Source organism: Lactonifactor longoviformis DSM 17459 (assembly GCF_900129135.1).
GTDB lineage: Bacteria > Bacillota > Clostridia > Lachnospirales > Lachnospiraceae > Lactonifactor > Lactonifactor longoviformis.
Map to the genome: position 1 here is coordinate 53,282 of NZ_FQVI01000021.1, position 22,941 is coordinate 76,222.

18 protein-coding genes are annotated in these 22,941 nt (G+C 42.8%); 4 read left to right on the forward strand and 14 right to left on the reverse strand.

What is annotated here, in order from left to right; all coding sequences use genetic code 11:
- Window positions 1–10: 10 nt before the first annotated feature.
- Window positions 11–352 (reverse strand): EamA family transporter, encoded by a 342-nt coding sequence (locus BUA56_RS22655; protein WP_084068036.1) that lies wholly within the window; start codon window positions 350–352, stop codon window positions 11–13.
- Window positions 345–695 carry an EamA family transporter gene (locus BUA56_RS16470; protein ID WP_072853705.1) on the reverse strand — a complete coding sequence of 117 codons (351 nt, stop codon included), beginning with the start codon at window positions 693–695 and terminating at the stop codon, window positions 345–347. The genes BUA56_RS22655 and BUA56_RS16470 overlap by 8 nt, the downstream gene beginning before the upstream one ends.
- A gap of 186 nt (window positions 696–881) precedes the next feature.
- On the opposite strand from BUA56_RS16470, the gene BUA56_RS16475 reads away from it, so the two are divergent.
- Genes BUA56_RS16475 through BUA56_RS16485 form a run of 3 tightly spaced genes read left to right on the forward strand, consistent with a single transcriptional unit; the run spans window position 882 to window position 4,043 of the window.
- The gene (locus tag BUA56_RS16475) at window positions 882–1,811 is read left to right on the forward strand and encodes a glycosyltransferase family 2 protein (RefSeq protein WP_072853707.1); all 930 of its coding nucleotides are present in this window, start codon (window positions 882–884) and stop codon (window positions 1,809–1,811) included.
- Window positions 1,812–1,818: 7 nt separating this feature from the next.
- Complete coding sequence (locus BUA56_RS16480; RefSeq protein ID WP_072853709.1) at window positions 1,819–2,790, forward strand: hypothetical protein; 972 nt, start codon at window positions 1,819–1,821, stop codon at window positions 2,788–2,790.
- The gene (locus tag BUA56_RS16485; protein WP_072853711.1) at window positions 2,787–4,043 is read left to right on the forward strand and encodes an ATP-grasp domain-containing protein; all 1,257 of its coding nucleotides are present in this window, start codon (window positions 2,787–2,789) and stop codon (window positions 4,041–4,043) included. The genes BUA56_RS16480 and BUA56_RS16485 overlap by 4 nt, the downstream gene beginning before the upstream one ends.
- Window positions 4,044–4,070: 27 nt before the next feature.
- Here BUA56_RS16485 and BUA56_RS16490 read toward each other — a convergent pair whose 3' ends face one another.
- The 3 genes from BUA56_RS16490 to BUA56_RS16500 all read right to left on the reverse strand — a co-directional run bounded on the left by BUA56_RS16490 (window position 4,071) and on the right by BUA56_RS16500 (window position 10,064).
- Entirely contained in the window at window positions 4,071–5,450 is a 1,380-nt protein-coding gene (locus tag BUA56_RS16490) for a serine hydrolase (protein ID WP_072853713.1), read from the reverse strand.
- 123 nt (window positions 5,451–5,573) lie between these two features.
- On the reverse strand, window positions 5,574–7,433 hold the full coding sequence (locus tag BUA56_RS16495) for a phosphocholine cytidylyltransferase/choline kinase family protein (protein ID WP_072853714.1): 1,860 nt from the start codon (window positions 7,431–7,433) through the stop codon (window positions 5,574–5,576).
- Between the two features lie 315 nt (window positions 7,434–7,748).
- Window positions 7,749–10,064 carry a L,D-transpeptidase family protein gene (locus BUA56_RS16500; protein ID WP_072853716.1) on the reverse strand — a complete coding sequence of 772 codons (2,316 nt, stop codon included), beginning with the start codon at window positions 10,062–10,064 and terminating at the stop codon, window positions 7,749–7,751.
- Window positions 10,065–10,409: 345 nt separating this feature from the next.
- Between BUA56_RS16500 and BUA56_RS16505 the strand changes: the two genes are divergently transcribed.
- Window positions 10,410–11,213 (forward strand): NTP transferase domain-containing protein, encoded by an 804-nt coding sequence (locus tag BUA56_RS16505; RefSeq protein ID WP_072853718.1) that lies wholly within the window; start codon window positions 10,410–10,412, stop codon window positions 11,211–11,213.
- Between the two features lie 88 nt (window positions 11,214–11,301).
- Here the strand turns inward: BUA56_RS16505 and BUA56_RS16510 are convergent, their stop codons facing one another.
- The 9 genes from BUA56_RS16510 to uvrA form a co-directional block, all read right to left on the reverse strand.
- Entirely contained in the window at window positions 11,302–11,565 is a 264-nt protein-coding gene (locus tag BUA56_RS16510) for an HPr family phosphocarrier protein (protein WP_072853720.1), read from the reverse strand.
- Window positions 11,566–11,578: 13 nt separating this feature from the next.
- Window positions 11,579–12,871: a CdaR family protein gene (locus tag BUA56_RS16515; protein WP_072853722.1), complete on the reverse strand. Its 1,293-nt coding sequence runs from the start codon at window positions 12,869–12,871 to the stop codon at window positions 11,579–11,581.
- On the reverse strand, window positions 12,849–13,733 hold the full coding sequence (cdaA, locus tag BUA56_RS16520) for a diadenylate cyclase CdaA (RefSeq protein ID WP_072853724.1): 885 nt from the start codon (window positions 13,731–13,733) through the stop codon (window positions 12,849–12,851). Before cdaA ends, BUA56_RS16515 begins: the two co-directional genes overlap by 23 nt.
- A gap of 36 nt (window positions 13,734–13,769) precedes the next feature.
- The gene (locus BUA56_RS16525; protein WP_072853727.1) at window positions 13,770–14,819 is read right to left on the reverse strand and encodes a hypothetical protein; all 1,050 of its coding nucleotides are present in this window, start codon (window positions 14,817–14,819) and stop codon (window positions 13,770–13,772) included.
- Window positions 14,816–15,250, reverse strand: a complete 435-nt coding sequence (locus tag BUA56_RS16530; RefSeq protein WP_072853729.1) for a hypothetical protein — start codon at window positions 15,248–15,250, stop codon at window positions 14,816–14,818. The genes BUA56_RS16525 and BUA56_RS16530 overlap by 4 nt, the downstream gene beginning before the upstream one ends.
- Before the next feature lie 109 nt (window positions 15,251–15,359).
- Window positions 15,360–16,100, reverse strand: coding sequence for a ComF family protein (locus tag BUA56_RS16535; protein WP_139249501.1), 741 nt, complete (start codon window positions 16,098–16,100; stop codon window positions 15,360–15,362).
- Entirely contained in the window at window positions 16,097–18,349 is a 2,253-nt protein-coding gene (gene recD2, locus BUA56_RS16540; RefSeq protein WP_072853731.1) for an SF1B family DNA helicase RecD2, read from the reverse strand. The genes BUA56_RS16535 and recD2 overlap by 4 nt, the downstream gene beginning before the upstream one ends.
- A 20-nt stretch (window positions 18,350–18,369) precedes the next feature.
- On the reverse strand, window positions 18,370–19,365 hold the full coding sequence (gene mreB, locus BUA56_RS16545; RefSeq protein WP_072853733.1) for a rod shape-determining protein: 996 nt from the start codon (window positions 19,363–19,365) through the stop codon (window positions 18,370–18,372).
- A 129-nt stretch (window positions 19,366–19,494) separates the two neighbouring features.
- Window positions 19,495–22,335, reverse strand: a complete 2,841-nt coding sequence (gene uvrA, locus BUA56_RS16550; protein ID WP_072853735.1) for an excinuclease ABC subunit UvrA — start codon at window positions 22,333–22,335, stop codon at window positions 19,495–19,497.
- Window positions 22,336–22,941: the final 606 nt, after the last annotated feature.

The window sequence follows — 22,941 nt, forward strand, 5'->3', positions numbered from 1 at the left end:
TTCACTATCACTAAGGTAATGTGTAAATCACAATACCTGCAATTATTATTAGATTTCCAACTAATTTTCCTCTGTTTATCTTTTCTTTCAGCACCCCGACCGACAGCAATAAAACAAATACATAGGTAAATGCATCTATCACAGGTCCATATTTCATTTCAACCTGTGTATATGCATATGTATTTGTAAGCAAAACCGCAAAAAATATACCGTATGCAACCACTACCCGCCAATTTAAATATTCAAATATAGGATGTTTGTAAGTTCTGTTCGCACTCTGTTTCAACAGTACCTGAGAGATTGCCGAAAAAAAAGTGCACCCAAACATTAAAAGCATAAATAATCTATTCATATCTCTGCACCACCAATACTCCAATGAATACTACACATATTCCAACTATATTATGTACCGAAAGACTTTCATGAAAAATGAACACCGCCCAGAGCTGAGACCAGATCAGATATACACTTCTATTGGCATATGCAGTAGACAAATCAAATCTTTTAATTACCTTCTGCCACGCAATTGCATAGATAAAACAATTTAACACCATTAAAAACAAAAATAAATATAATTTCCAACCATAGATACCGTTATTATTATATTCTATTGATGCCAGCTTTGAAAAAATACTGGTAAAAGAAAATAACAAGATATTTAAATGCAGCAATATATATTTTTTAATTCTTTCCATATGTTCCTCCATTGATACTTTTAGGTATCGAAAGATGTCGCCTAAAAGCATGGGCATACCTGTGATTATAACATTCTTTTATACTTTCAGCAACCTTGCTCTGATCTTTTAGCATTGACCCCATCTCCAAAAAGTCGTATAATGTTTTAAAATGTCTTTATCAAGCTATATAAAAAGGAGGCTATTATGAGTTTATATTCGGTCGTTGTACCAGTATATAATTCTGAGCATACACTGGACGAGCTTTACGGGCGTCTCCGCAAAGTTTTCGATGAAACAATGAAAGAACCCTTTGAATTAATTCTGGTAGACGACAGCTCCAGAGATAATTCTTATGACAAAATGCAGATGCTTCACCAGAAAGATCACCGGGTTAAAATTATACAGATGGCTAAGAATTTTGGTCAGCATCCCGCATTGCTATGTGGCTTTCACTACGCAACAGGAGATTATGTTATCACTATGGACGATGATCTTCAGCACCCGCCGGAAGAGATACCGAAACTGGCAGCCGTGATTAAGGAACGCTCTGACGTTGATGTCATTATTGCTAAATATGAGGGAAGAAAGCATAACGTTATCCGCCGTCTCGGTACCCGCGTGTCTGTGTACGCAACCTCTAAAATGCTTAACAAGGATCCGAACCTGGAAATCACCAGCTTTCGGCTGATGCGGAAATTTATTGTAGATGCCATCCTGCAGATGAATGTAAGACTGCCTCAGATAGGTAATCTTTTAGTGCAGACATCCAATCGGATTATCAATGTTACAGTTCATCACGACGAGAGAAAGTACGGAAAGAGCGGTTATACCTTCCGAAGGCTCATGCGGGATTTGATTTACGATATTACCACTCATTCCGCACTGCCCCTGATCATAGTACGTGATATTGGAATCATCAGTTTCTTTGCAAGTATACTTCTCGGTATTTTCTATCTCGTCCGATACTTCGTGTACGGCGTATCCGTAGAAGGCTTTACGACTCTCGTGCTTTTACTGGTAGCTTATTCCGGACTATCTTTGCTTGGCATCGGTGTTATTGGGCAATATCTCATGAATATCCTTAATGAATCAAGAAAAATGCCTAACTATATTGAGCGAAGGAAGGAATTATAATGGTACTATGAAGGAAATTGGTGGATACCTTGAATTAGAAGAGCTGGCCGGGGAAGAATATTATAAAGACATGTATCGCCTGAATTTGGGCAGGACAGCCCTGCTGTACCTATGCCGGCTTAGGGGATGCAAAAAGCTTATACTTCCCTATTTCCTGTGTGATTCTGTAATAGAGTCCTGCAGACAAGAGGGAATAGCCATAGAATATTATCATATAGACAGAAATTTAATCCCTCAGGTACCGGATGCCCTGGAGTCCGGAGCTTACCTTTATCTGGTGAATTACTATGGTCAGCTAACAGATAAATCTATTCTATATTATAAGAAGAAATACAAGCATATTATCGTTGATCATACTCATGCATTTTTCCAACGCCCCCTTCCCGGGGTAGATACTATATACTCCTGCCGAAAATTCTTTGGGCTTCCTGACGGAGCTTATCTGTCTACAGACGCATCCCCAGTACTTCCCCTATCCCAGGATCTGTCCGGCAGCCGCATGGAACATCTTCTGGGACGATATGAAAAAGATGCCGCCTCCTACTATAGCACAATGTTAAACAATGCATCCTCTTTTCAGCAGGAGTCTCCGAAGTTAATGTCCCGTCTTACTCAGAACTTATTGAAAGGCATTGATTATGAGCGCATCATAGAACGGCGGGAAATTAACTACCGTCGTCTGGATAAATATCTTGGGGACAGGAATCCACTGCCTTTTCAGATGCCCAGAGGACCTTTTACTTATCCCTTTTATTATCCTAAGGGCATAGAGCTTAGAAAATTAACTGCCTCCTGTAAGCTTTACCTTCCAACCTATTGGAATAACGTAATTCAGCACGCAGCAGCTGAAAGTGTTGAATATGACTATGCATCTAATATCCTTCCCCTTCCCTGTGATCAAAGATATAGCCCACGGGATATGGATGCAGTGGCTGAAAGATTATTTGCTGCAATCAAAGATTTGGAGAGAGAAAAATGAGACATCGGCTGCTAATATTAGGATCCCTGACTGAATTCGTGCTTATTACCCGTATGGCAAAAGAGCGGGGTTTCTTTACCGTCGTGTGCGATGCAAATGAGAATGGGCCCGCTAAGGCATTTGCAGATCGCGCATATCATATTAATGTAGAAAAGACAGATGAGATAGCAGTTATCTGCAAAAAGGAAAAGATAGACGGGATAATCACTTCATTTTCCGATCGCCTTTTTGAGTGTATGGTAAAAATTGCTGCCAAAGCAGAACTAAAATGTTATCTAACCCCTGATAAACTGGATTATTACCGGAACAAAATTATTATGAAAGATATGCTAACACAGCTGAAAATCAGTACTCCCAGCTATCGAAATCTAAGACCGGATTTCCAGCTTCATGATTTAGAGGATATACAATTTCCTGTGGTTGCAAAACCTGTAGATAAATATGGTTCCAGGGGGATCTACGTATTGAATCAGCCGGAGGAAATCCGCCGGTATTTCCATGATATATGTAAAACTTCTGAAATCAAAGAAATTCTAATTGAAGAATACAATCCGGGCTACGAATTTAATATGATGTCCTGGGTATTGGATGGAAAAGTACATGTACTCAGCATTGCAGACCGGGAAAAAACAGAGATAGAACCCGGCAGAATCCCAATCAGCACCCGCAACGTATATCCCTCCCGCTTAATGGAAGATGTATATGCTGAAGCGAGTACTATCCTTCAGAAGGTTGCGTCCTATACTCAGCAAAAAGAGGGGGCTCTCTCTATGCAGTTTTTCTGGAGACCTGGTGAGCCGGTTCAGGTCTGTGAGATCGCCGGACGATTTTTCGGCTATGAGCATGAATTAGTAGAATACAGCAGTGGTCTATCCATTGAGAAGCTTCTCTTAGACTATGTCTATGACGAACCTTCTCTTAGAAGAGACTTGTCTGCGCACTCCCCCTGGTTCTCCCGCTGCAGTGCTGTCTTATATTTTCATGGTAGGGAAACTGACATTATGGATGAAAGTGAGGCAGTCAGTCTTTCCAAAGAGGAAGATATTGAAAATTCTATCCTTTTCTACAAGGAAGGGGAACGTATATCCCCAGAAAATCCCCGCCCCTACGTGGCCCGGTATTATATAACCGGGGATACGCGGGAAGCAGTTGATAAGCGAACAAAAGAAATTTTCCACAAAATGACGATCAAAAATACCGCGGGGGAAGAAGTTTTGTACCGTAACCGAGTGCCGGAGTATCCGGCAAGATAAAAAAGACGAAGCACTGCTTCGCCTTTTTTATTTCTTTCTGTTCAGAATCAGCCGAATAACCACCATCAAAACAGTAAATACTATTAATCCGCACAGAACCAGTATTATCAGCTTCATTATATTTTGCGTATGTTCTTTCTTTTTATTTTGTTCCTTCTGTATTCTCTTCTGTTCCTCCTGTTGTTCTTTCTCAATAGCCTCCTGTTCTTCCTGTTCTTTCACCTGATCATAGGATTCTCTGGTCACTGTCACACTTCCAACCGGGTATTCACTGCACCTATAGGTGGTTAGTACCTTATCCTGCTGTACATCTTCAAGAACTTCCAATTCAGATTCCTCCATCCCGGCAGGAATAACCCCTTCTCCCCCCTGAATCACCTCGCCCTTTGCTGTGAATTTCAAAGCCTTGAAATTATCAAATCCATAATCCAAAACTGTCTTTGTATCCTTGACAATCTGGGTTCCATCCCCTTTCATCAAAACACATACCAAGAGAAGATTATTTCTCTCCGCAAATGTTACCAGAGTACTTTGGGCTGCGTCTGTATAACCAGTCTTCCCACCCAGACATCCCTCATAGTACCAGTCGCCTTCATGGATCATAGCATGATGATTGTCAAATGTCCTTGCCTTAGGATTTTTATTTGTCGGCTCTATTGTATAAACGACTGTTCCAAGTATCTTTCTGAAGGTTTCATTCTGAATGGCTGCCTGACCAATCAATGCCAAATCATGAGCAGTGGTATAGTGGCTGTCATCGGGAAGACCATTGGCATTATTAAAATGGGTTCCTGTACAGCCCAAATCTGCTGCCTTTTCGTTCATCATATTCACAAAATTCTCTACACTCCCGCCAACATATTCAGCCACCTGCGTTGTAACCTCATTGGCTGATTTCAACATCATTGCATAGAGACATTGTTCCATAGTGAGAACCTCTCCCACCTGCATACCGATATTACTGCTCCCCGGATAAGCATCCTTAACTCCGGTTTCTGTAAAGGTTACCTGCTCGTCCAGGCTGCTGTTCTCCAGAGCCAGCAGAGCAGTCATTATTTTAGTAGTACTTGCAGGATACATTCTCTGATCCATTGATTTATTGAATAATACCGTGCCTGAAGCGGCATCCATCAGTATTCCTGTTTCCTCTGCAATATCCACAGCTTGGGGCCAGCCGGCAATTCCATTAGTAGTTACAACAGATGGATCGGCCGGCGCAGGCGGTACTGCCTCCGATGTGCCCCCACTGTCCTCCTCCGGCAGTTCCCCAGCAGACTGCTCTGTATCATTGCCCGCAGTACCAGATTCCGTTGCCCACACCTGAATGGGGCTTATATTGCTAAATACAATTGCAGCCGATACCGTACAGGCTGTTATTGCGCCAAATATTCTTGTTTTCAATCTCATTCTCTTCACCTCATACGCAGATTCTTTTTTATTATATGATATTATCCGGTATGACGCAAGACTAAAAAGGCCGCAGCCTGACAGCTGCCGCCTTTTTATTTCATGAAACTCCTCTAGTACATTTTAGCACTTTTTTACATATGTTAAAACATACTCGTCTCTCTTCTGCATCGCGCGTTTCATCCGGTCTATGCCATAGGATCCGAAATCCTCACCCCGAGCCTCTTTTAATATCGTCCATGCACTCCACAAAACATCCTGGCAAATTTTAAAAATAGCTATTTTCTCTTTTGAAATTTCATCCGGCTGTTTTTGAAAATAATGCTCCAGAAAGAGCTCCTCCTCCAGTGGCTTAAAATCACACTCCGCCAGATGGGCTGCCAAATCCCACATGGGGTCATTATATCCAGCGTATTCCCAGTCAATAAGGTACATTTTCCCGTTTTTGTCCTTAATAAAATTTTCTGCTACCAAATCGTTATGGCAGGGTTTCAGCTCTGTGCCCAGTTCTTCCAGGTGCTCCAAAAGTTCATAGAAAAATTTATCCACAGCCTCAAACCCGTCATAATAGACTCCGTTTGCTTCATGGATTTGTTTCTTATATTTTTCATATTCTTCTTTCACACTAAAAGTGCCATACATCTTCATATTTGATTCATGAAGTTCTCTCAGAATGGCCGTTGTTTTCTTCATGTTCATCTCTAAACGAGCCGTCTTTCCATTTAGTGTTTCGGCCTGTGGAATACACTCTGTAATCTTAATTCCAGTTTCAACATTACAGTACACCGTAGAAGGATTAATTCCCAGCGCTGATGCTAAGGCCGCATTATGCTGCTCACTCTTTCTGTCTATCATTACATCTGTCCCTGCACCAGGCATCCGCAAAATATAGCGTTTTCCCTGCACTTTAACAAAAAAGTTGGTATTGGTCATGCCTCCGCCTATGCTGCATTCCTCTATGTCCTCATCTCTTACAGACATACATACTTTTAATGTTTCTCTGGCATGATTTTCTTTTCGAAGCCTTTCCCTCTTTTTAATTTTGGGATACACTAATTTTTCTGCCTTACGGTAAAGCTGGTCGTTTTCAATCACGGTCCATGCCATATCATCAGCCATCACCCCTGTAATCTGATAAATACGGCCAATATTCTCAAGAACATATTCATAGTTCAGCAAAGGGTTCTGATTATCCTTGAAGTAATCCAGCATCTTTTCAAATAAAGCATACGATATCTTACTGATGCCTACCAACTCGGCATCAATATGATTCATCTGTTTGATATCTTTTGAGATTCTAAAAATCGTATTGTCCGGATTTAGTTCTACGTACGCCTCATCATTAGAATCGCTGGGATTTGTAAGAAGAACACAATTTCTGTCAGGACATTCCAGCAATTTGGAAATAGCAGTCTCCTCAAATATCTGATTGGCATCCACCAAAAGAAAATCCTCTTTTATAAATCCTTTCACCGTACTCAGTGACGCCATAGTTCCGGTCCATTTATACCTGTCATTTACTACCAGATGGACATTCCTACGGTTTTTGAAGTAATTTCTATACTCATCTTTCTGATATCCAACAACAATATAATAATTCTCTATTCCATGCAGAGACAGGTTTCTCATGATCAGTTCAATCACTGGCAGTCCGTCAATGGTAAGAAGTCCGATTGGCTTTGTAAAGCACAGATTGATTCCAGCCGCCAGTATCACAGCACTTTTCACAAATGAACTATTCTCTCCAGAATCTAAAATCAGTCTCTCAACCTGCTTATTCTCAAGACTATTCTCAAGATATTCCCGCCCTTTTCCAGAGAGACCATATTTTTTATCTTTTTCTATTAGATATCCTTCCCCAACCAATTCCTTCAAAGAAGAATTAATATTCCCAACGGACATGTTGCAGGCCTTGGCTAAAGCCCTCTGGTTTATAAACCCCAATTTGTTAATATGATAAAGAATATTATAATACTTGTGCATAAATAAATCCCCTTTTTATATAGTTCAATTTTTGAACTATTGTGATTATATCCGATGAACAGAAGTTTGTCAATAACAAACCAACTGTTTAAGTCCATTTCTGCAATGCTAAGTTTAATTTAACCATCGTGCATAGCGTTGTCTTGTATATCGGCAGTTTCTTCTCAGCCTACCTATTTCATTATACTATTACTATATATTAGCAAATTACTTTTTAAATAAAATAGGAGCTATTGCCACATAGATGTATATCCATCCATACTGCATTAGCTCCTAGAATTTATTATTTATTATTAAACCACTTTTTAAATTTTATCATACTTCCGGGTCGGTGGGATCCCAATTCTGGGAAGCCGGTATTTTCTGTGCCACTGGCTTGTCATAAGGCCCCGGAATCACATTGTCATATATTTCAACTTTCATCCCTAAAGAACAATTGTCAAAGATCCACTTTGCATCCCTAACTGTCATACGTACACATCCGTGTGATGCAGGGGATCCAAGGCGATTATATTCCGCAGCCGGCAGACTATAACTATTCGTACCATAACCGGCAACCGAATGGAATAGTATTCCGCCTACAATTCGTGTACAGTACTGACCATATGACGGTCCCATCAAAACTCCCCACCGCTGTTTTTGACTAGTATAGAAAGTTCCCGTAGGAGTTGGGGTAGCAGGTAACCCAACGGAGCAAACAAAGGAAATTACAGGAATCGTATACCCAGCTCCACCATCCTGTGCATAAATAGTGATACAGCATCTTTGTCTGTTAATCTTAGCCATGTATGGTCCCTTAACTTTGCTTCTCAAATCCTGAACCAGTCCACCGCTGCTGTTAAAGTAGTATTTGTAACCATCAATATACTTCCAGCCTGTAACCATATAACCATCCGCGCCCAAGTAAAACCACACTTTACCTTTTCTTACCCATGCGCTCTTAGCCAACTTTCCATTCGAATATTTAAACTGCCACAGACCCGAGTTCGAGATCCATTGACCGGATGTCTCATATGTAGAATTCGCTAATTTATAATCTGAAACATACTTTCCATTCTCATCTACAAATTTTTGTCCAATCCAACGATTTACCGCCATACCACCGCCAGCAGTAAGATAATAATTTCCTACCCACTGGTTTGATACCATAGCTCCTCCGCTGCTTAAATAATACCAAATTCCATCTACCTCAATCCAACCAGTGGCCATTGCTCCGCTTGGCCAGCAATAATACCAGTACTTTCCATCCTTGAACCAACCTGTAACCATACCTCCATCGGATTTAAAATAATACCATGCCTTTCCTATTTGGAGCCAGCCCGTTGCCATTGCTCCGCTGGATTTAAGATAAAACCATACATTTCCTATCTTAACCCAGCCCGTCGCCATGGCCCCGCTGTCGTATAAATAATACCATGTGCTACCTATCTTCTTCCAACCGGTAGCCATACCTCCGCTTCCATTAAAATAATACCATTTGCCCCCAATCTGTTCCCAGCCAGTAGCCATAACACCACTTGGATAGCAATAAAACCAAATATTATTCAGATAAATCCATCCAGTCTTCATAATGCCCTGATTATCAAAATAATACCATTTGCCCCCTAACTGATACCAGCCTACAGCCATAGCTCCGCCTGGTTTTAGATAATACCAGTTATATCCTTCTTGATACCATTCGCTTTCCTTCATATAACCGTACTTGCCAAAATAGTATCTTTGTCCATTTATCTCTTCCCACTCGAGCTCGGGATACGTACCGTCCTCATATTGATACCACCAGCCTCTGTCATTGCGCTGCCATCCTTCTTCAACAGGCACATACTCTTTTATAACTTTCCCAGTCTCATCTGTTATGTACTTTACACCGTCAATCAGCTCACCTTCCGGCTTTGTCTGTATAGGTGTCCCATCTTCATCTAAGTAATACTTATCTTCACCGATCGTCTGAATCCCGAAGCGTTTTTCTAAGATACCATCTTTATTAAAATATAACTTCTTTCCGCCGATTTCTTTCCAGGCATCTGTCGCGAGAGTAAAGTCCTCATTAATAAAAACATTCTTCAGTGCAGCCGGACCAGTTCCGTCATCATAGGAAATCTCCGTCTGAAAACCAACTTTTCCTGGCTCCTGTTTTCCATCTGCTCCAAAGTAGCAGTAGATAGCTTTTTCATCTGCATTCTGTGTCTTCACCCAGGTACTGCGGGCAGTTTTACCGTCCGGAGTTACAAAGTAATATACCGGTTTTGAAATCTCTCCCTCTTGCTCAAAGCCGATTGCTACATATCCCTGAAATTCTGCGGGCAGTTCAGGAAGCTTCTCGCCGGATGGCTGACCCTCCTGATATTCATAAACATTCCACTGGTCAAGCACGTCAGGTTTATTGCTGTCGCTTGCCTCCAATTTAAACAAATACTTAGGAGCCGCCTTCTCTCCCTCTTTTACTGCCCATATCCATCCGCCGTCTGCCTGATTCCATCCCTCGGCATACGTTACAGTTTTGGAATTGTCACTCTGCTGTGTACCCAGTTCTGTAGGTACATCTCCTGCAGTCGCTCCCACCGGTACCGGTGGTACTAACATCGTTGCACTCAGCAATAGCGCCAGCAGCCGCATTCTTCTTTTCTTCATTTATACGTCCTCCTCATGCAATAATTCTATTAACACTGCTGATAAAAATCGGGTAACTTTTTATCCTACAGCCTATAGTATAAGGGAATACTATATTAATAGATATATATAATTTACCACTTTTTTCTTCAAAATACAACCAATTCACTCCAAGAAACAGTCCTGCAGTTATTAAGTTTTCATTAAGCATTGTAACAAAAAAGCCTTATTTTATCCTGGTTTTAAGGAATTGCTAAATGTTCATTTTTTGAATATATTACTTGACAAGCGCACCGGTTTCCTCTACAATGCATGGTGATAATCCGTTCTAAATTTATAATAATACAGATACAGGAGGAAGTTCTCTTGACAAAAGAAACGTTTAATGAATTATATAGAAAAAAGGAGTTTTCCGGGCTGGCTCCCTACAAAGTTGAAAACGCTGTCATTATGGCCGCAGGATTTTCATCCAGGTTTGCCCCATTATCTGAAGTCTGCCCCAAAGCATTGTTTCCGGTTAAAGGAGAGGTATTAATTGAGCGGCAGATACGGCAGCTTCAGGATGCCGGGATACGGGATATCTATGTTGTTGTTGGTCACAAAAAAGAGTTATTCTATTATTTAAAAGAAAAATTTGGTGTCTTCATTGTGGAAAATAAGGAATATCAGTCTCGTAATAATAATTCTACGCTTTACGCTGTCAGGGATTATCTGGGAAACAGTTACATCTGCTCTTCTGATAATTACTTTACCGAGAATGTTTTTCATCCGTACGAATATCAGCCTTATTACTCATGTCTTTATGCAGAGGGGGAGACTTCAGAGTACTGCCTGACCGCCGATGAGAACGACAAAATTACCCATGTAAAAGTCGGTGGGGCTGATTCCTGGTATATGTTTGGACATGTGTATGTAAACAAAGAATTCTCCAAAAGATATATTTCCTATTTAACAAAAGAATACAATCTGCCGGAGATACGCCAGGCTTATTGGGAGGAAATCTATATGAAGCATTTGGATACCCTTACATTGTATCAGAAACGTTTTCAGCCTGGTACCATACAGGAGTTTGATTCCCTGGATGATCTGAGGGCTTTTGATTCCTTCTATGGCACCCATTCCCAGGAGGAACTTCTCCTTTTTTTAGCCAACAGCCTGTTAAGAACTTAAAGAAAAATTCTAAGCACGAAAAAGAATGGGTTGGGAAGGTTAGTGGAGATAACTAACCCTCCCAGCCCATTCTGTTTTCATAATTCCTCTATTCTCCCAGACCGCCCTCTATGGCATCAACAAGAGTTTTCAGAGCTTCTTCTTCATCTTCTCCCTCGCAAACCAGTTCTATCTCATCTCCGCACTTTACACATGCTCCCAGAACACTGAGGACACTTTTTGCATTGGCTGTGCTGTTCCGGAAGCTGAATGTGATTAAGGATTTGAATTTCATTGCTTCCTTGCAAAGGATGCCAGCCGGTCTCAAATGTAATCCTGTTGGGTTTTTAATCGTTACCTTTTGACTTAACATATGCATTTCTCCCCTATCCGTCTGATTTTTCAGCTGCTGTTTTAACAAGCTGTAGTTTAACCTTTATCTCATCTACTACCTGATACTGACTTGGAACCTGTATCGTCAGCGGCACCTCGTACTCTCCGGGTGAATAACCGCTAAGATCCAGGGTGGCCGCAATGCTTGATTCGCTGAAATTAGCTAAATCTTTCTTTCTTCCCTTCAGTCGGATAGTAACCTTCTCACTGTCAAATACCACATCCATATCTCCAGGTTTTATCACCTGGATACTGGTAGTCGGAATGCTGAATTCCTGGCTGCCCAGCGGCAGTATCTTCACCTTCAGCAATATTATTTTATTTTCATTGGTTGCCAGAATAATATCTTCGGGCAGCAGCTTGCTGATATCAACCTTTACCTCAAAGTCAGCTGACTCTCCGTCCAGCTGCACTTCATCCGCAGGAATCTTAAGTGCGTTGCCATTGTCAGCAAATTCCTGAAGTGCCTCCTCTGTACCAGCAATGGTGATTGTCTCTGGAACTGATTCAATGACATCGACCTGGTACCCTGAGGCAGGCTTTCCGCTGTAATCAGCCTCTATAGCTATATTGCTTTTGGTCCTCCACAGCTCTACAGCAACATTTACCGTTGAAGATTGGTCATCTGCAAATTTAAGACTCTTTACATCGCTCTCAGACATTTCATCCTGATTTTTGTCTATAATTTTAATCGTTGACGGTATGATGGTATCTTCATTCAATCCCTCCACACTGATAGGAGCCACTACCTTGTCTATCTTTCCCATAACAGATGCCGGACCTTTGATGGTAATCTTGTCGGGATCACTGGTCATGCGCCCAAGCTCATAGCCCTTCCCGGGCTTACTGCTTCCTGCATCCGGCGTCACAATAAAATCCATACTTTTAATCTCGTCAATCTCTATCTCTATGTTCTGGGGTCTGGCCTGAATATGGTCTTCTGTGATTCCAGGACAGGATACAGTTATTGGAACCATAATAGGATCCGAATCCATATCTACAATCTGCTGTAGATCTGCAACCGCAGTAATATCCTTTGCTTCCAGCCTGTCAACCACAGAGCGCTTTCCTGTTACTGAGACACTGATATTTCTCTTCGCCTCATCCACCAGCGGCATCTTCCCCATACTCTCAATATAGGTTGAATTTGTAATCTCCACAGATACATTGGAAATGGTCTGTGTCATCACCGGATCCTCAATATTTACGACCAAAAGCCACACAAACACAGCAATGAATACGGATATAATTTTCAAGGTGAATTTATTCATCAGACTTTTCTTCATGCTTCACCCTTCCTTTCCATATCCTGAACTTGGAAGTATCAGTTTTTACTTTTTTCTGTACCTTCTCCAATACCTCCCTTAATTCATCCGGCGTCAAGCCTACCTTCAGGCTTCCGCTCATAGCTACAGAAACCCGGCCGGTTTCCTCAGATACTATGATGGTAAGTGAGTCTGTCACCTCGCTGATCCCCACACCGGCTCTGTGGCGGGTTCCCAGATCCTTGCTGAGATTCATGTTGTCCGAAAGAGGCAGATAACAGGTAGCCGCCACAATCCGGTCGCCTCTCACTATGATAGCCCCGTCATGAAGAGGGGTATTATGTTCAAAAATGTTCAGCAGCAATTGGCTGGTCAATAACGAGTCCAGCATAATTCCCGTCTTTGCATACTCATTGAGCAGAATATCCTGCTCAATTACAATCAAAGCACCAGTCTTTACTTCTCCCATATCAAAGCATGCCCGGATAATTTCATTAATCGTCTTGTTGGAAAACCTTCCTTCTTCCTCTTTATTGGCATCGAAGGGCAGGATCGTGGAGACAATATTTTTATGTCCCAATTCTTCTAATGCTTTACGCAATTCCGGCTGAAAAATAATCAGAATTGCTGTAATAGCAAAACCAACACTGTTCTTGGCAATCCAAAGGATTGTCTGCATATCAAATAAATAAGCAATAAAAATGAATGCCAGTACAACCAGCATACCTTTTAACAGATTATACGCTCTGGTATTTTTAACCCACAGCATAAATTCATATACTAGAACAGAGATGATTAATATCTCAACTATATCTATCACATGGATCTTGGGGAGTGAAAGGTTAACCAGATAGCTCTTAATTAGATTTATAATATTTTCCATACCTTCACTCCTTTCTGCCAGTCCCGAAGTTTTGTCTTACAAATCTTTTAAAGAATCCTCCAGCTTTTCTTCAAAATCAAATTCAGAAAAATCAACTTTCTCCAGTGGGATATCTTCCTCTTCATCCGGCTCCCGGGAAACATTCCTCCGCTCAGTCCTTTCGTCCGGCTCTACCTGGATTTTCTTAATACTTCTTTTGGATTGCGTTACCAAAGATTTTGGAACAGCCTTTACATAGTAAACGTATTCGTCGTCCTCAAACTGGAGATTCTCGCTTCTGGAATAGTCCACTCCCAAGACAAAAAACTCCAACAGCAGCCCAAGGATACAGGACCCCACGGCTGAAATGATAACAGCAGCCATTTCATTCGTCACATCCAGGAAAAGACCCCCGGCCACCATAGTCACAATATAAATAACAGCACCTACAACAATAGCAATTCTCCAGGAATAATCCACTGCCATCTTACGGATAACATACACTAGTATTATAACCGCTGTAAAAGCAAGAATAGTCAGCCACATATTCTGGTTTTTAACTAAACCGTCCAGCAGAAACTTCAGCTTCTGCATAATATCTGTCTCGCCTTTCAGCACAGACGCTTTCTCTTTTACCAGATTCATAAAGTAATAGATAATCACACCGCAGTCTGCAGAAATAGCAGACGCCGGTCCACGGAGCAGTCCGCAGCCGATAGGGACAATAGCCGGTACCCTGAGTCCGAATGCTACAGGTGTCAGGATCATAGCCAAATTATCCTTAGAAGAAAAGCGAAGGAATAATATCATCAGCAACAGAATAAGAAGCAGCGCAAACCCAGCTACTTCCACCCCTACTGCATAGCAGTGGGCTACAATGAGGGCAAGGCCCAAAATTACCATCAAGTTCAAAGGAAGCACTGAACACAGGATCGACAGAATTAATACCACAAAGATATTGTCCAGCTTATGCATAAATCCCAGGGAAGCATTTATTCCCCTGAATGTAATAATCGCCAATAAAAACTTTAAGACAGGAAGAATAAAGGTATCATGCTCACCGTAAAAATTCTTCATCTTTTGTTTCAGTTCCAGTAAAGCTGTCATGCTCTCTTCCTCCTGACAGTATTCTTCTTGATATTTCTCTTCTCTTCCCTGTCGTACATTTTTTTAAGTTTATTCAGATCTATGTAATACTGCTGAATACTCTTCTTTGCCCTGCTGTACTTCACAGAGGTATAAATATACGTTACAATGGAATACAACACCAGTAATACCACATACCCTGCGACAACAGCAATGACCGTGGTAACTACATTCAGCTTATGGGCGTTATTCAGAAGATATTCTGCATTATAGCCTGCAATAACAGCCAGGATCATGCAGTACCCAATAGATACCAGAAAAAAGTTCTTGATTAATGCCAGCCCAATAAAATCACTGCGGTAGTATTTACTGATAGGCAGATATGTCTTCCCCTCGCCGGCTTCATAAGAAGCAAGCTTAGTCATTTGTCTGATACGCTCCAAATCTAACATAAAATACTCCTTATCAGGTACATAATTTGAAGAAGTAAAACTATCTACCCCTCCATTTACTCATACGTACTTTATTATAGCATATATCTTTTTCTAAGAAAAGGACTTTTTAGAGTCCCTTTCCCCCACAAATTGTCATAAAATACACTTTCCTCACCCCATTTTTCTTTAATATTTTACTTATATTGTCTATTGTGCTTCCTGTTGTATAAATATCATCTACGATGAGAACTGTCTTCCAGGGAAGTCGGTTATCTCTTAGATACAACGGATTAATCATAAATGCCTTTCCCAGATTTCTCCGTCTTTCTGCAGGGTCTAGTTTTTTCTGCGGAGCAGTTTCAACTACACGGAAAACTGCGTCTGCTCTCATGGGAATTCCTGTGTAATGCTCCAGCCACTTTCCTAATTCCTCTGCCTGATTATAACCTCTCTTTTTTCTCCTCTTTTTATGTACCGGTACCGGAAGAATCACATCAGGCTTCCATAGCTTCAGCTGCCTGCCCTCGTAATGCACCATTGCCCATGCATAATAATGGGCGTATTCCCGCCTTCCGTCATATTTAAATTTGAGGATTGATTCTTTCATAATTGTTTCGTAGGAAAAAATACCAAGACCCTGGTCAAAGTGATGTGTTTTTTGAGTACAGTCAAGACAGAATTCCGACTGTTCATTCATAAGTTTCTTACCGCAGCTTTTGCAGCGCGGCTCTTCAATAGGCTTCACGGCCTGCCGGCATCCGGTGCATAAAAGACTTCCTTTCGGCATTACAATGTCATGGCAGATCGGACAGCGGCGAGGATATAGGCAATCCACCGCTGCCCTTACATATTTTTTAATCTGTATCACCACCCGCCCCTTTCTGCTTCCTGTATACGAAGATCCAGTGTAGTATATCTGCTCTGTTCCATTTCATTTTCTATCATTTCTTCAAATGTTCTCTCATCACCAACCAGGGTGACGCACTTTCTGGCACGGGTTACGGCGGTATAGAGCAAATTCCTTGTCATCAGCATCTTAGGCCCCCCTAACAGGGGAATGATAACTGCCGGGTACTCACTTCCCTGAGATTTGTGAATAGTAACTGCATAGGCAAGCTCAAGCTCATCCAATTGGGAAAATGCATATTCCACATACCGGCATTCGTCATATTCCACTGTAAGAGTTTCCCCAAAGGAATTAATTTCTTTAACAATCCCCATATCACCGTTAAATACTCCCTCTCCCCGTTCTGCAGCAATCCCGTATCTTCCTCGTATCTCCCAGGGCAGCTGGTAATTGTTTTTAATCTGCATGACCTTGTCCCCTTCACGGAAAAGCCCCTGACCTTGCTCTCTTTCCTTTTTTTCCGGGGCAGGGGGATTCAGATACTGCTGCAAAATCTGATTCAGTCGTTCCACTCCCAAAAGTCCCTTCCTCATAGGAGATAAAACCTGGATATCCAGAGGCTCTGCATCCACAAACTTTGGCAGCTTCTTCTGTATCAGCGTTATAATGACGCTAATGATAACATTTGCATCATACCTTTTCAGGAAGAAAAAATCCATGCTTTTATTATCCAGCAGAACTCTCTCCCCTCGGTTAATTTTATGGGCATTCACCACAATATCGCTCTGGGTCGCCTGACGAAAAATTTTAGTCAGTTCAACCACATGAAAATTTCCGGATGCAATAATATCCTTCAGTACGCTGCCGGGTCCAACACTGGGCAGCTGGTTCACGTCCCCCACTAGTACAAGCCGGGTTCCAACTGTCACTGCAGACAAAAGTGCATGCATCAGGTGAATATCAACCATAGACATCTCATCGATAATAATAACATCTGCATCCAGGGGATTCTCCTCATTACGTTCAAAATGTGCCCCTACAGAGGAATCTTCCGGGACTCCGGTGAGTTCCAAAAGTCTATGTATGGTCCGTGCTTCATATCCGGTAGCCTCTGTCATTCTTTTTGCAGCACGTCCAGTGGGAGCTGCCAGGAATATATCCTGCCCTTCCCCCTCAAAATATCTGATGATAGCATTTATAGTAGTTGTCTTACCTGTACCGGGGCCTCCTGTGATTACAAGTACCCCCCATCGAACTGCCTCTTTCACAGCCTCCCTCTGCCGCTCATCCAAGAGCACGTCATGGTTAGCCTCAATCCTCCTCAGCTGCTTTTCCAGCAGTGTCTCATCAACATCCTCCTTGATGTTCAATTCTCTAAGCATCTGGGCAGTATGGAGTTCCAGATGATAAAACTGACTGGCATATACGACAGGAAGGAGGACTTCAGATTTTTCATCTGCTATCTCCTTTACAACCACCTTTCGGTCCACCGCCAAATCCATCACATGCTTTTCCATATATTCTGCCTCAACCCCCAGAAGCTGGGAAGTCCGTCGCAGCAGCACCTCTTTAGGCAGATAGGTGTGGCCGTCAAAAGTCCCCTGCAGCAGTATATACAGCAGCCCGCTTCGTATTCGGTAATCAGAATCTGTATGAATTCCGATTCTTGCGGCAATCTCATCTGCCATCTTAAATCCCACACCGGAGATATCCTCTGCCATACGGTATGGATTCTCTTTCAGAACCCCATATAACTGAGGGCCATACTGCTGATAAATTTTAACACCTAAAGAAAGAGAGATGCCGTACTGTTGGAGAAAAATCATGGCTTTGCGCATATCAGCCTTCTCCTCCATCTGCTCTGCTATCTCCCGTGCTTTTCTTACACTAATTCCCTTTATCTCCGCCAGGCGTTCCGGCTCTTCCTCTGCAATTCTGAGAGTATCATCCCCGAATCTCCTCACAATTCTGGCTGCAAGCGCTGCCCCAATACCCTTTATGGCACCTGAGCCCAGATAGCGCTCCATCGCCGCCGCATCCTGGGGTATCACAGTCTCAAAAGAAGTAATCGTGAACTGAGCTCCATAAGAGGGATGCTCGGTAAAACGCCCCTCCGCCTTGATGGTTTCTCCTTCCCCAATATACTGGAAATTACCGACACAAGTAACCTCTTCTCCACCGGAAACTAAACACATGACTGTATATCCATTTTCTTCATTTCTGAAAATAACATGGTCAATATAACCTTCTATGGTCTCTTCTACGCTCAATTGCCCTCTTCCTCTGTTTTCTAAAGTGTCTTATCCATTTTGCTCATCAGCTCCATGTATTCCCCTGTGCCAATGGCAACAGCCAGTGTAGGCTCCTCAGCCACTACCGTATTTATCCCTGTTTCTTCCTCAATTAACTGTTCCAGACCTCCCAGAAGAGCCCCGCCGCCGGTCAGAACAATTCCTCTGTCAGCTACATCTGCTGCCAGCTCCGGAGGCGTCTTCTCCAGCACACTGTGAATCGTCTCCATAATCTGGCTGGTAGCATCTTTTAATGCCTCCCTTATCTCTTCTGAGGTAAGTGCCACTGTTTTCGGAAGCCCGGTAATGGTATTACGTCCTTTGATCTCCATAACTTTAGGCTGAGGCATAGGATATACACTTCCTATCTTCACTTTTACGTCTTCCGCCGTCGGCTCACCGATCATCAGGTTATGTTTTTTCCTCACATAGCGCATAATGGCATCATCAAAGTTGTCTCCTGCCACTTTAATAGAAGTTGCGACAACCGTGCCCCCAAGGGAGATCACTGCCACATCCGTGGTACCGCCTCCGATATCTACTATCATGTTCCCAAAAGGTCTGGTAATGTCAATTCCTGCACCGATGGCTGCAGCAATTGGCTCTTCGATAATTGCCACCTCTCTGGCACCTGCCTGATAAGTAGCCTCCTCAACCGCTTTTTTCTCCACAGCTGTGACGCCGCTTGGGACACAGATGCTAATCCTCGGCTTTCTGAATGCTTTTCTTCCCATTGCTTTGGAAATAAAATACTTCAGCATCTTTTCTGTTACTTCAAAATCAGAGATAACTCCCTGACGAAGGGGGCGGACTGCGACGATGTTGCCGGGAGTTCTCCCAATCATCATCCGGGCTTCTTCCCCTACTGCCCTGATTTTATTCGTATCTTTATCATATGCTACGACGGATGGTTCCTTCAGCACAATCCCTTTTCCTTTTGCATACACCAGAATACTGGCTGTTCCCAGATCAATTCCAATATCTGTTGATGTCATATGATACCCCTTTCTATACTCCTCTGCTCAGACTTTTTGTCCTTTGTGAAGACAGACCAGACTGATGGTCACCAGCCTGGTCATCTATGATTTATTATATCCAACTTGTCCTGAAAAGAAAAGGGCTAATTACTGCAAATATTTTGCCACATATTGTCCTGTATAAGATGCCGGGTTCCGGGCAACTTCCTCGGGAGTTCCCTGGGCAATAATAGTTCCCCCCTTGTCTCCACCTTCCGGACCAATGTCTATGATATAATCAGCTGTCTTAATCACATCCAGATTATGTTCTATGACTATAACCGTGTTGCCTCCCTCCGACAGACGTTTCAATATATCAATCAGTTTATGAACATCTGCGAAATGCAGACCTGTCGTAGGCTCATCCAAAATATAGATGGTCTTTCCGGTGCTTCTCTTACTCAGCTCTGTGGCCAGCTTTATTCGCTGAGCTTCACCGCCCGATAAGGTGGTCGAAGGCTGTCCCAGACGGATATAGGACAGTCCCACATCATACAGCGTCTCAATCTTTCTTCTGATAGAAGGCAGATGTTCAAAAAACTTCATAGCCTCTTCTACTGTCATATTCAAAACATCGTAAATACTTTTCCCTTTGTATTTTACCTCCAAAGTCTCTCTGTTATACCGTTTTCCCTGGCATACTTCACAGGGAACGTAAACATCCGGCAGAAAATGCATTTCAATTTTTATAATACCGTCTCCGCTGCAGGCCTCACAGCGGCCTCCTTTAACATTAAAACTGAATCTTCCTTTTTTATACCCTCTGGCTTTGGCATCTGCCGTAGAGGCAAACAGATCACGTATCTGGTCAAACACACCTGTATACGTGGCAGGATTAGACCGCGGCGTTCTTCCTATAGGAGACTGATCGATATCAATAACCTTATCCAGCTGTTCAATCCCTGTAATGTCCTTATGCCTGCCCGGGATGGTTCTTGCCCGGTTTAGCTTTCTGGCCAGGGCTTTATATAAAATTTCATTGACAAGCGAACTTTTACCGGATCCGGATACCCCGGTAACGCAGGTCATTATCCCAAGAGGAAAACTCACGTCAATATTTTTCAGATTGTTCTCAGACGCTCCGTGGATAGTGAGAAAACCTGTGGGCTGATTTCTGACTTCAGGAACGGGAATCTTTATACGGCCGCTGAGATAGGCTCCTGTGACCGAATTTTTATTCCTCATAAGTTCTTTGGCTGTACCTATGCCGACTAACTCACCGCCATGCTCTCCGGCCCCTGGTCCGATATCTACCACACAGTCAGCGGCCAGCATGGTATCCTCATCGTGCTCTACCACAATCAGACTGTTTCCCAGATCACGCAGCTGTTTCAGAGTATTCAGGAGTTTATCGTTATCCCGCTGGTGCAGCCCAATGCTGGGTTCATCCAAAATATAGGCTACTCCTACCAACCCTGACCCTATCTGAGTAGCCAGACGTATCCTCTGCGCTTCCCCACCGGACAGAGTGCCGGTAGCCCGGGACAAAGATAGATACTCCAGCCCTACATCCAGAAGAAACCCTACTCTCGCCCTTATCTCTTTCAGAATCTGATTCCCTATCATTTCCTGTGTAGGCGTAAGATTGAGACCGGAAAGGTAATCATTTAAATTTGTAATCGACAGAGAGGTAATCTCATAAATATTCTTATCTCCAACCGTTACTGCCAGAGCCTCTTTTTTCAGACGCTGTCCCCGGCAGGTCTGACACGGCGTGATTCTCATAAAGGACTCATACTCCTGCTTTGTGTACTCTGAGCCTGTTTCCCGATACCGCCTCTCAACATTTCGGATCAGACCTTCAAAAGCAACATCGTATATCCCTTCTCCTCTCTGTCCCTTATAGTATACTTTTACTTCTCTGCCATTGGTTCCGTTAATTATTATGTCCTTGATATTATCCGGGTACTCCTGGAACGGTGTATCCAGGCTGAACTTATATTCTTTTGCCAGGGCCTCCAGTATCGCCCGGGTATAGCTTGATTTGTCTGTACAGGACTGCCATCCCATCACTGCAATGGCCCCTTCCGCAATGCTGAGATTTTTATCCGGTATCATGAGATCAATATCAAATTCCATCTTATATCCCAGTCCATAACAGGAAGGACAGGCGCCAAATGGATTGTTGAAAGAAAAGATCCTGGGTTCTATCTCATCAATGCTGATCCCGCAGTCCGGGCAGGCAAAGCTCTGACTAAAATTCATAGCAGTACCATCCATGAGATCCACTACCAGCTTTCCCTCTGCAAGCTCCAGCACACTCTCTATAGAATCTGTCAGCCTTTTTTGGATCCCGTCTTTTACTACAAGTCTGTCCACCACAATTTCTATATTGTGCTTAATATTTTTATCTAATGAAATCTCTTCGGAAAGTTCATAAAGGCTGCCGTCCACCTGGACACGCACATATCCGCTTTTTCTAGCCTGCTCGAAAAGCTTGGCATGGGTTCCTTTCCGCCCCCTGACCACAGGCGCCAAAAGCTGTATCTTGGTCCTCTCCGGAAGTTCCATAATATGGTCCACCATCTGATCTACTGTCTGCTTTTTGATCTCTTTTCCGCACTTGGGACAATGGGGAATCCCAATCCTGGCATATAAAAGCCTAAAATAATCATAAATCTCTGTCACAGTTCCCACGGTAGACCTGGGATTCCTGTTCGTAGATTTCTGATCGATAGAGATAGCCGGAGGCAGACCTTCTATACTCTCCACATTGGGCTTTTCCATCTGCCCAAGAAACTGCCTGGCATAAGAAGACAGAGACTCCATATAACGCCTCTGCCCTTCCGCATAAATTGTATCAAACGCCAAAGAAGATTTCCCAGACCCACTGAGTCCCGTAAGAACTACCAATTCATTCCTTGGAATATCCACGCTGAGATTCTTTAAATTATTCTCATTGGCTCCCCGTATTCTTATAAATTGTTTTCCTTTATTTCTCGCAGCCATAGTATCTCCTCATCTATTGTAATACATTATTCTTCTAGTGTATCACAACCGTATCTATATTGCAAACATTTGTTCGTTTTGTTGTTTTCATTGCTTCGCTGTAATACTAACAATAGAAGTTCCTCTTGTCAATATAATGTTGGACTTTTATTGTCCATTTTGTCAAATGATAGTTTTGTGTAATAGTTTTGTGTATGTGAAGTTCGGGGTTATGTAGTCGGCGAGCAGAGCGTTGCAGACGGACGGATATAGGAGGGAGCACCGGGGAGACAGGGCCAGGCCAGGGGCCGGGGGATAGGGAAAAGTCAGCTCGAGGCTCCGTTCCCCTAAGCTAAGTCCTACCAGCTGCTAAACTCGTCAGGAAAGCCTTCCTCGTTAATCAGCTGGTGGACTGGATCTTCGGCTCACTCCGCTTAACCTCCCTGACTTGTCCCTATCCCCCGGCCCCTGGCCTGGCCCTGTCTCCCCGGTGCTCCCTCCTATATCCTGGCAGAGACTCACTTCACATTCACGGAAAACGGGTGGGGAAGGTCGAACGTTGTACACTTTTCATATTATTCATCATTTATGATCGCTCGATGTTTTAGATAAACATCCAAACCGGTT

Bases quoted from the DNA above. Each gene is read 5' to 3' on its own strand.
- BUA56_RS16500 (WP_072853716.1), bottom strand. From the start codon at position 10,064: ATGAAGAAAAGAAGAATGCGGCTGCTGGCGCTATTGCTGAGTGCAACG.
- BUA56_RS16510 (WP_072853720.1), bottom strand. From the start codon at position 11,565: ATGTTAAGTCAAAAGGTAACGATTAAAAACCCAACAGGATTACATTTG.
- BUA56_RS16480 (WP_072853709.1), top strand. From the start codon at position 1,819: ATGAAGGAAATTGGTGGATACCTTGAATTAGAAGAGCTGGCCGGGGAA.
- BUA56_RS16515 (WP_072853722.1), bottom strand. From the start codon at position 12,871: ATGAAGAAAAGTCTGATGAATAAATTCACCTTGAAAATTATATCCGTA.
- BUA56_RS16490 (WP_072853713.1), bottom strand. From the start codon at position 5,450: ATGAGATTGAAAACAAGAATATTTGGCGCAATAACAGCCTGTACGGTA.
- BUA56_RS16475 (WP_072853707.1), top strand. From the start codon at position 882: ATGAGTTTATATTCGGTCGTTGTACCAGTATATAATTCTGAGCATACA.
- BUA56_RS16485 (WP_072853711.1), top strand. From the start codon at position 2,787: ATGAGACATCGGCTGCTAATATTAGGATCCCTGACTGAATTCGTGCTT.
- cdaA (WP_072853724.1), bottom strand. From the start codon at position 13,733: ATGGAAAATATTATAAATCTAATTAAGAGCTATCTGGTTAACCTTTCA.
- BUA56_RS16530 (WP_072853729.1), bottom strand. From the start codon at position 15,250: ATGTTAGATTTGGAGCGTATCAGACAAATGACTAAGCTTGCTTCTTAT.
- BUA56_RS16470 (WP_072853705.1), bottom strand. From the start codon at position 695: ATGGAAAGAATTAAAAAATATATATTGCTGCATTTAAATATCTTGTTA.
- mreB (WP_072853733.1), bottom strand. From the start codon at position 19,365: ATGACATCAACAGATATTGGAATTGATCTGGGAACAGCCAGTATTCTG.
- BUA56_RS16495 (WP_072853714.1), bottom strand. From the start codon at position 7,433: ATGCACAAGTATTATAATATTCTTTATCATATTAACAAATTGGGGTTT.
- BUA56_RS16525 (WP_072853727.1), bottom strand. From the start codon at position 14,819: ATGACAGCTTTACTGGAACTGAAACAAAAGATGAAGAATTTTTACGGT.
- uvrA (WP_072853735.1), bottom strand. From the start codon at position 22,335: ATGGCTGCGAGAAATAAAGGAAAACAATTTATAAGAATACGGGGAGCC.
- BUA56_RS22655 (WP_084068036.1), bottom strand. From the start codon at position 352: ATGAATAGATTATTTATGCTTTTAATGTTTGGGTGCACTTTTTTTTCG.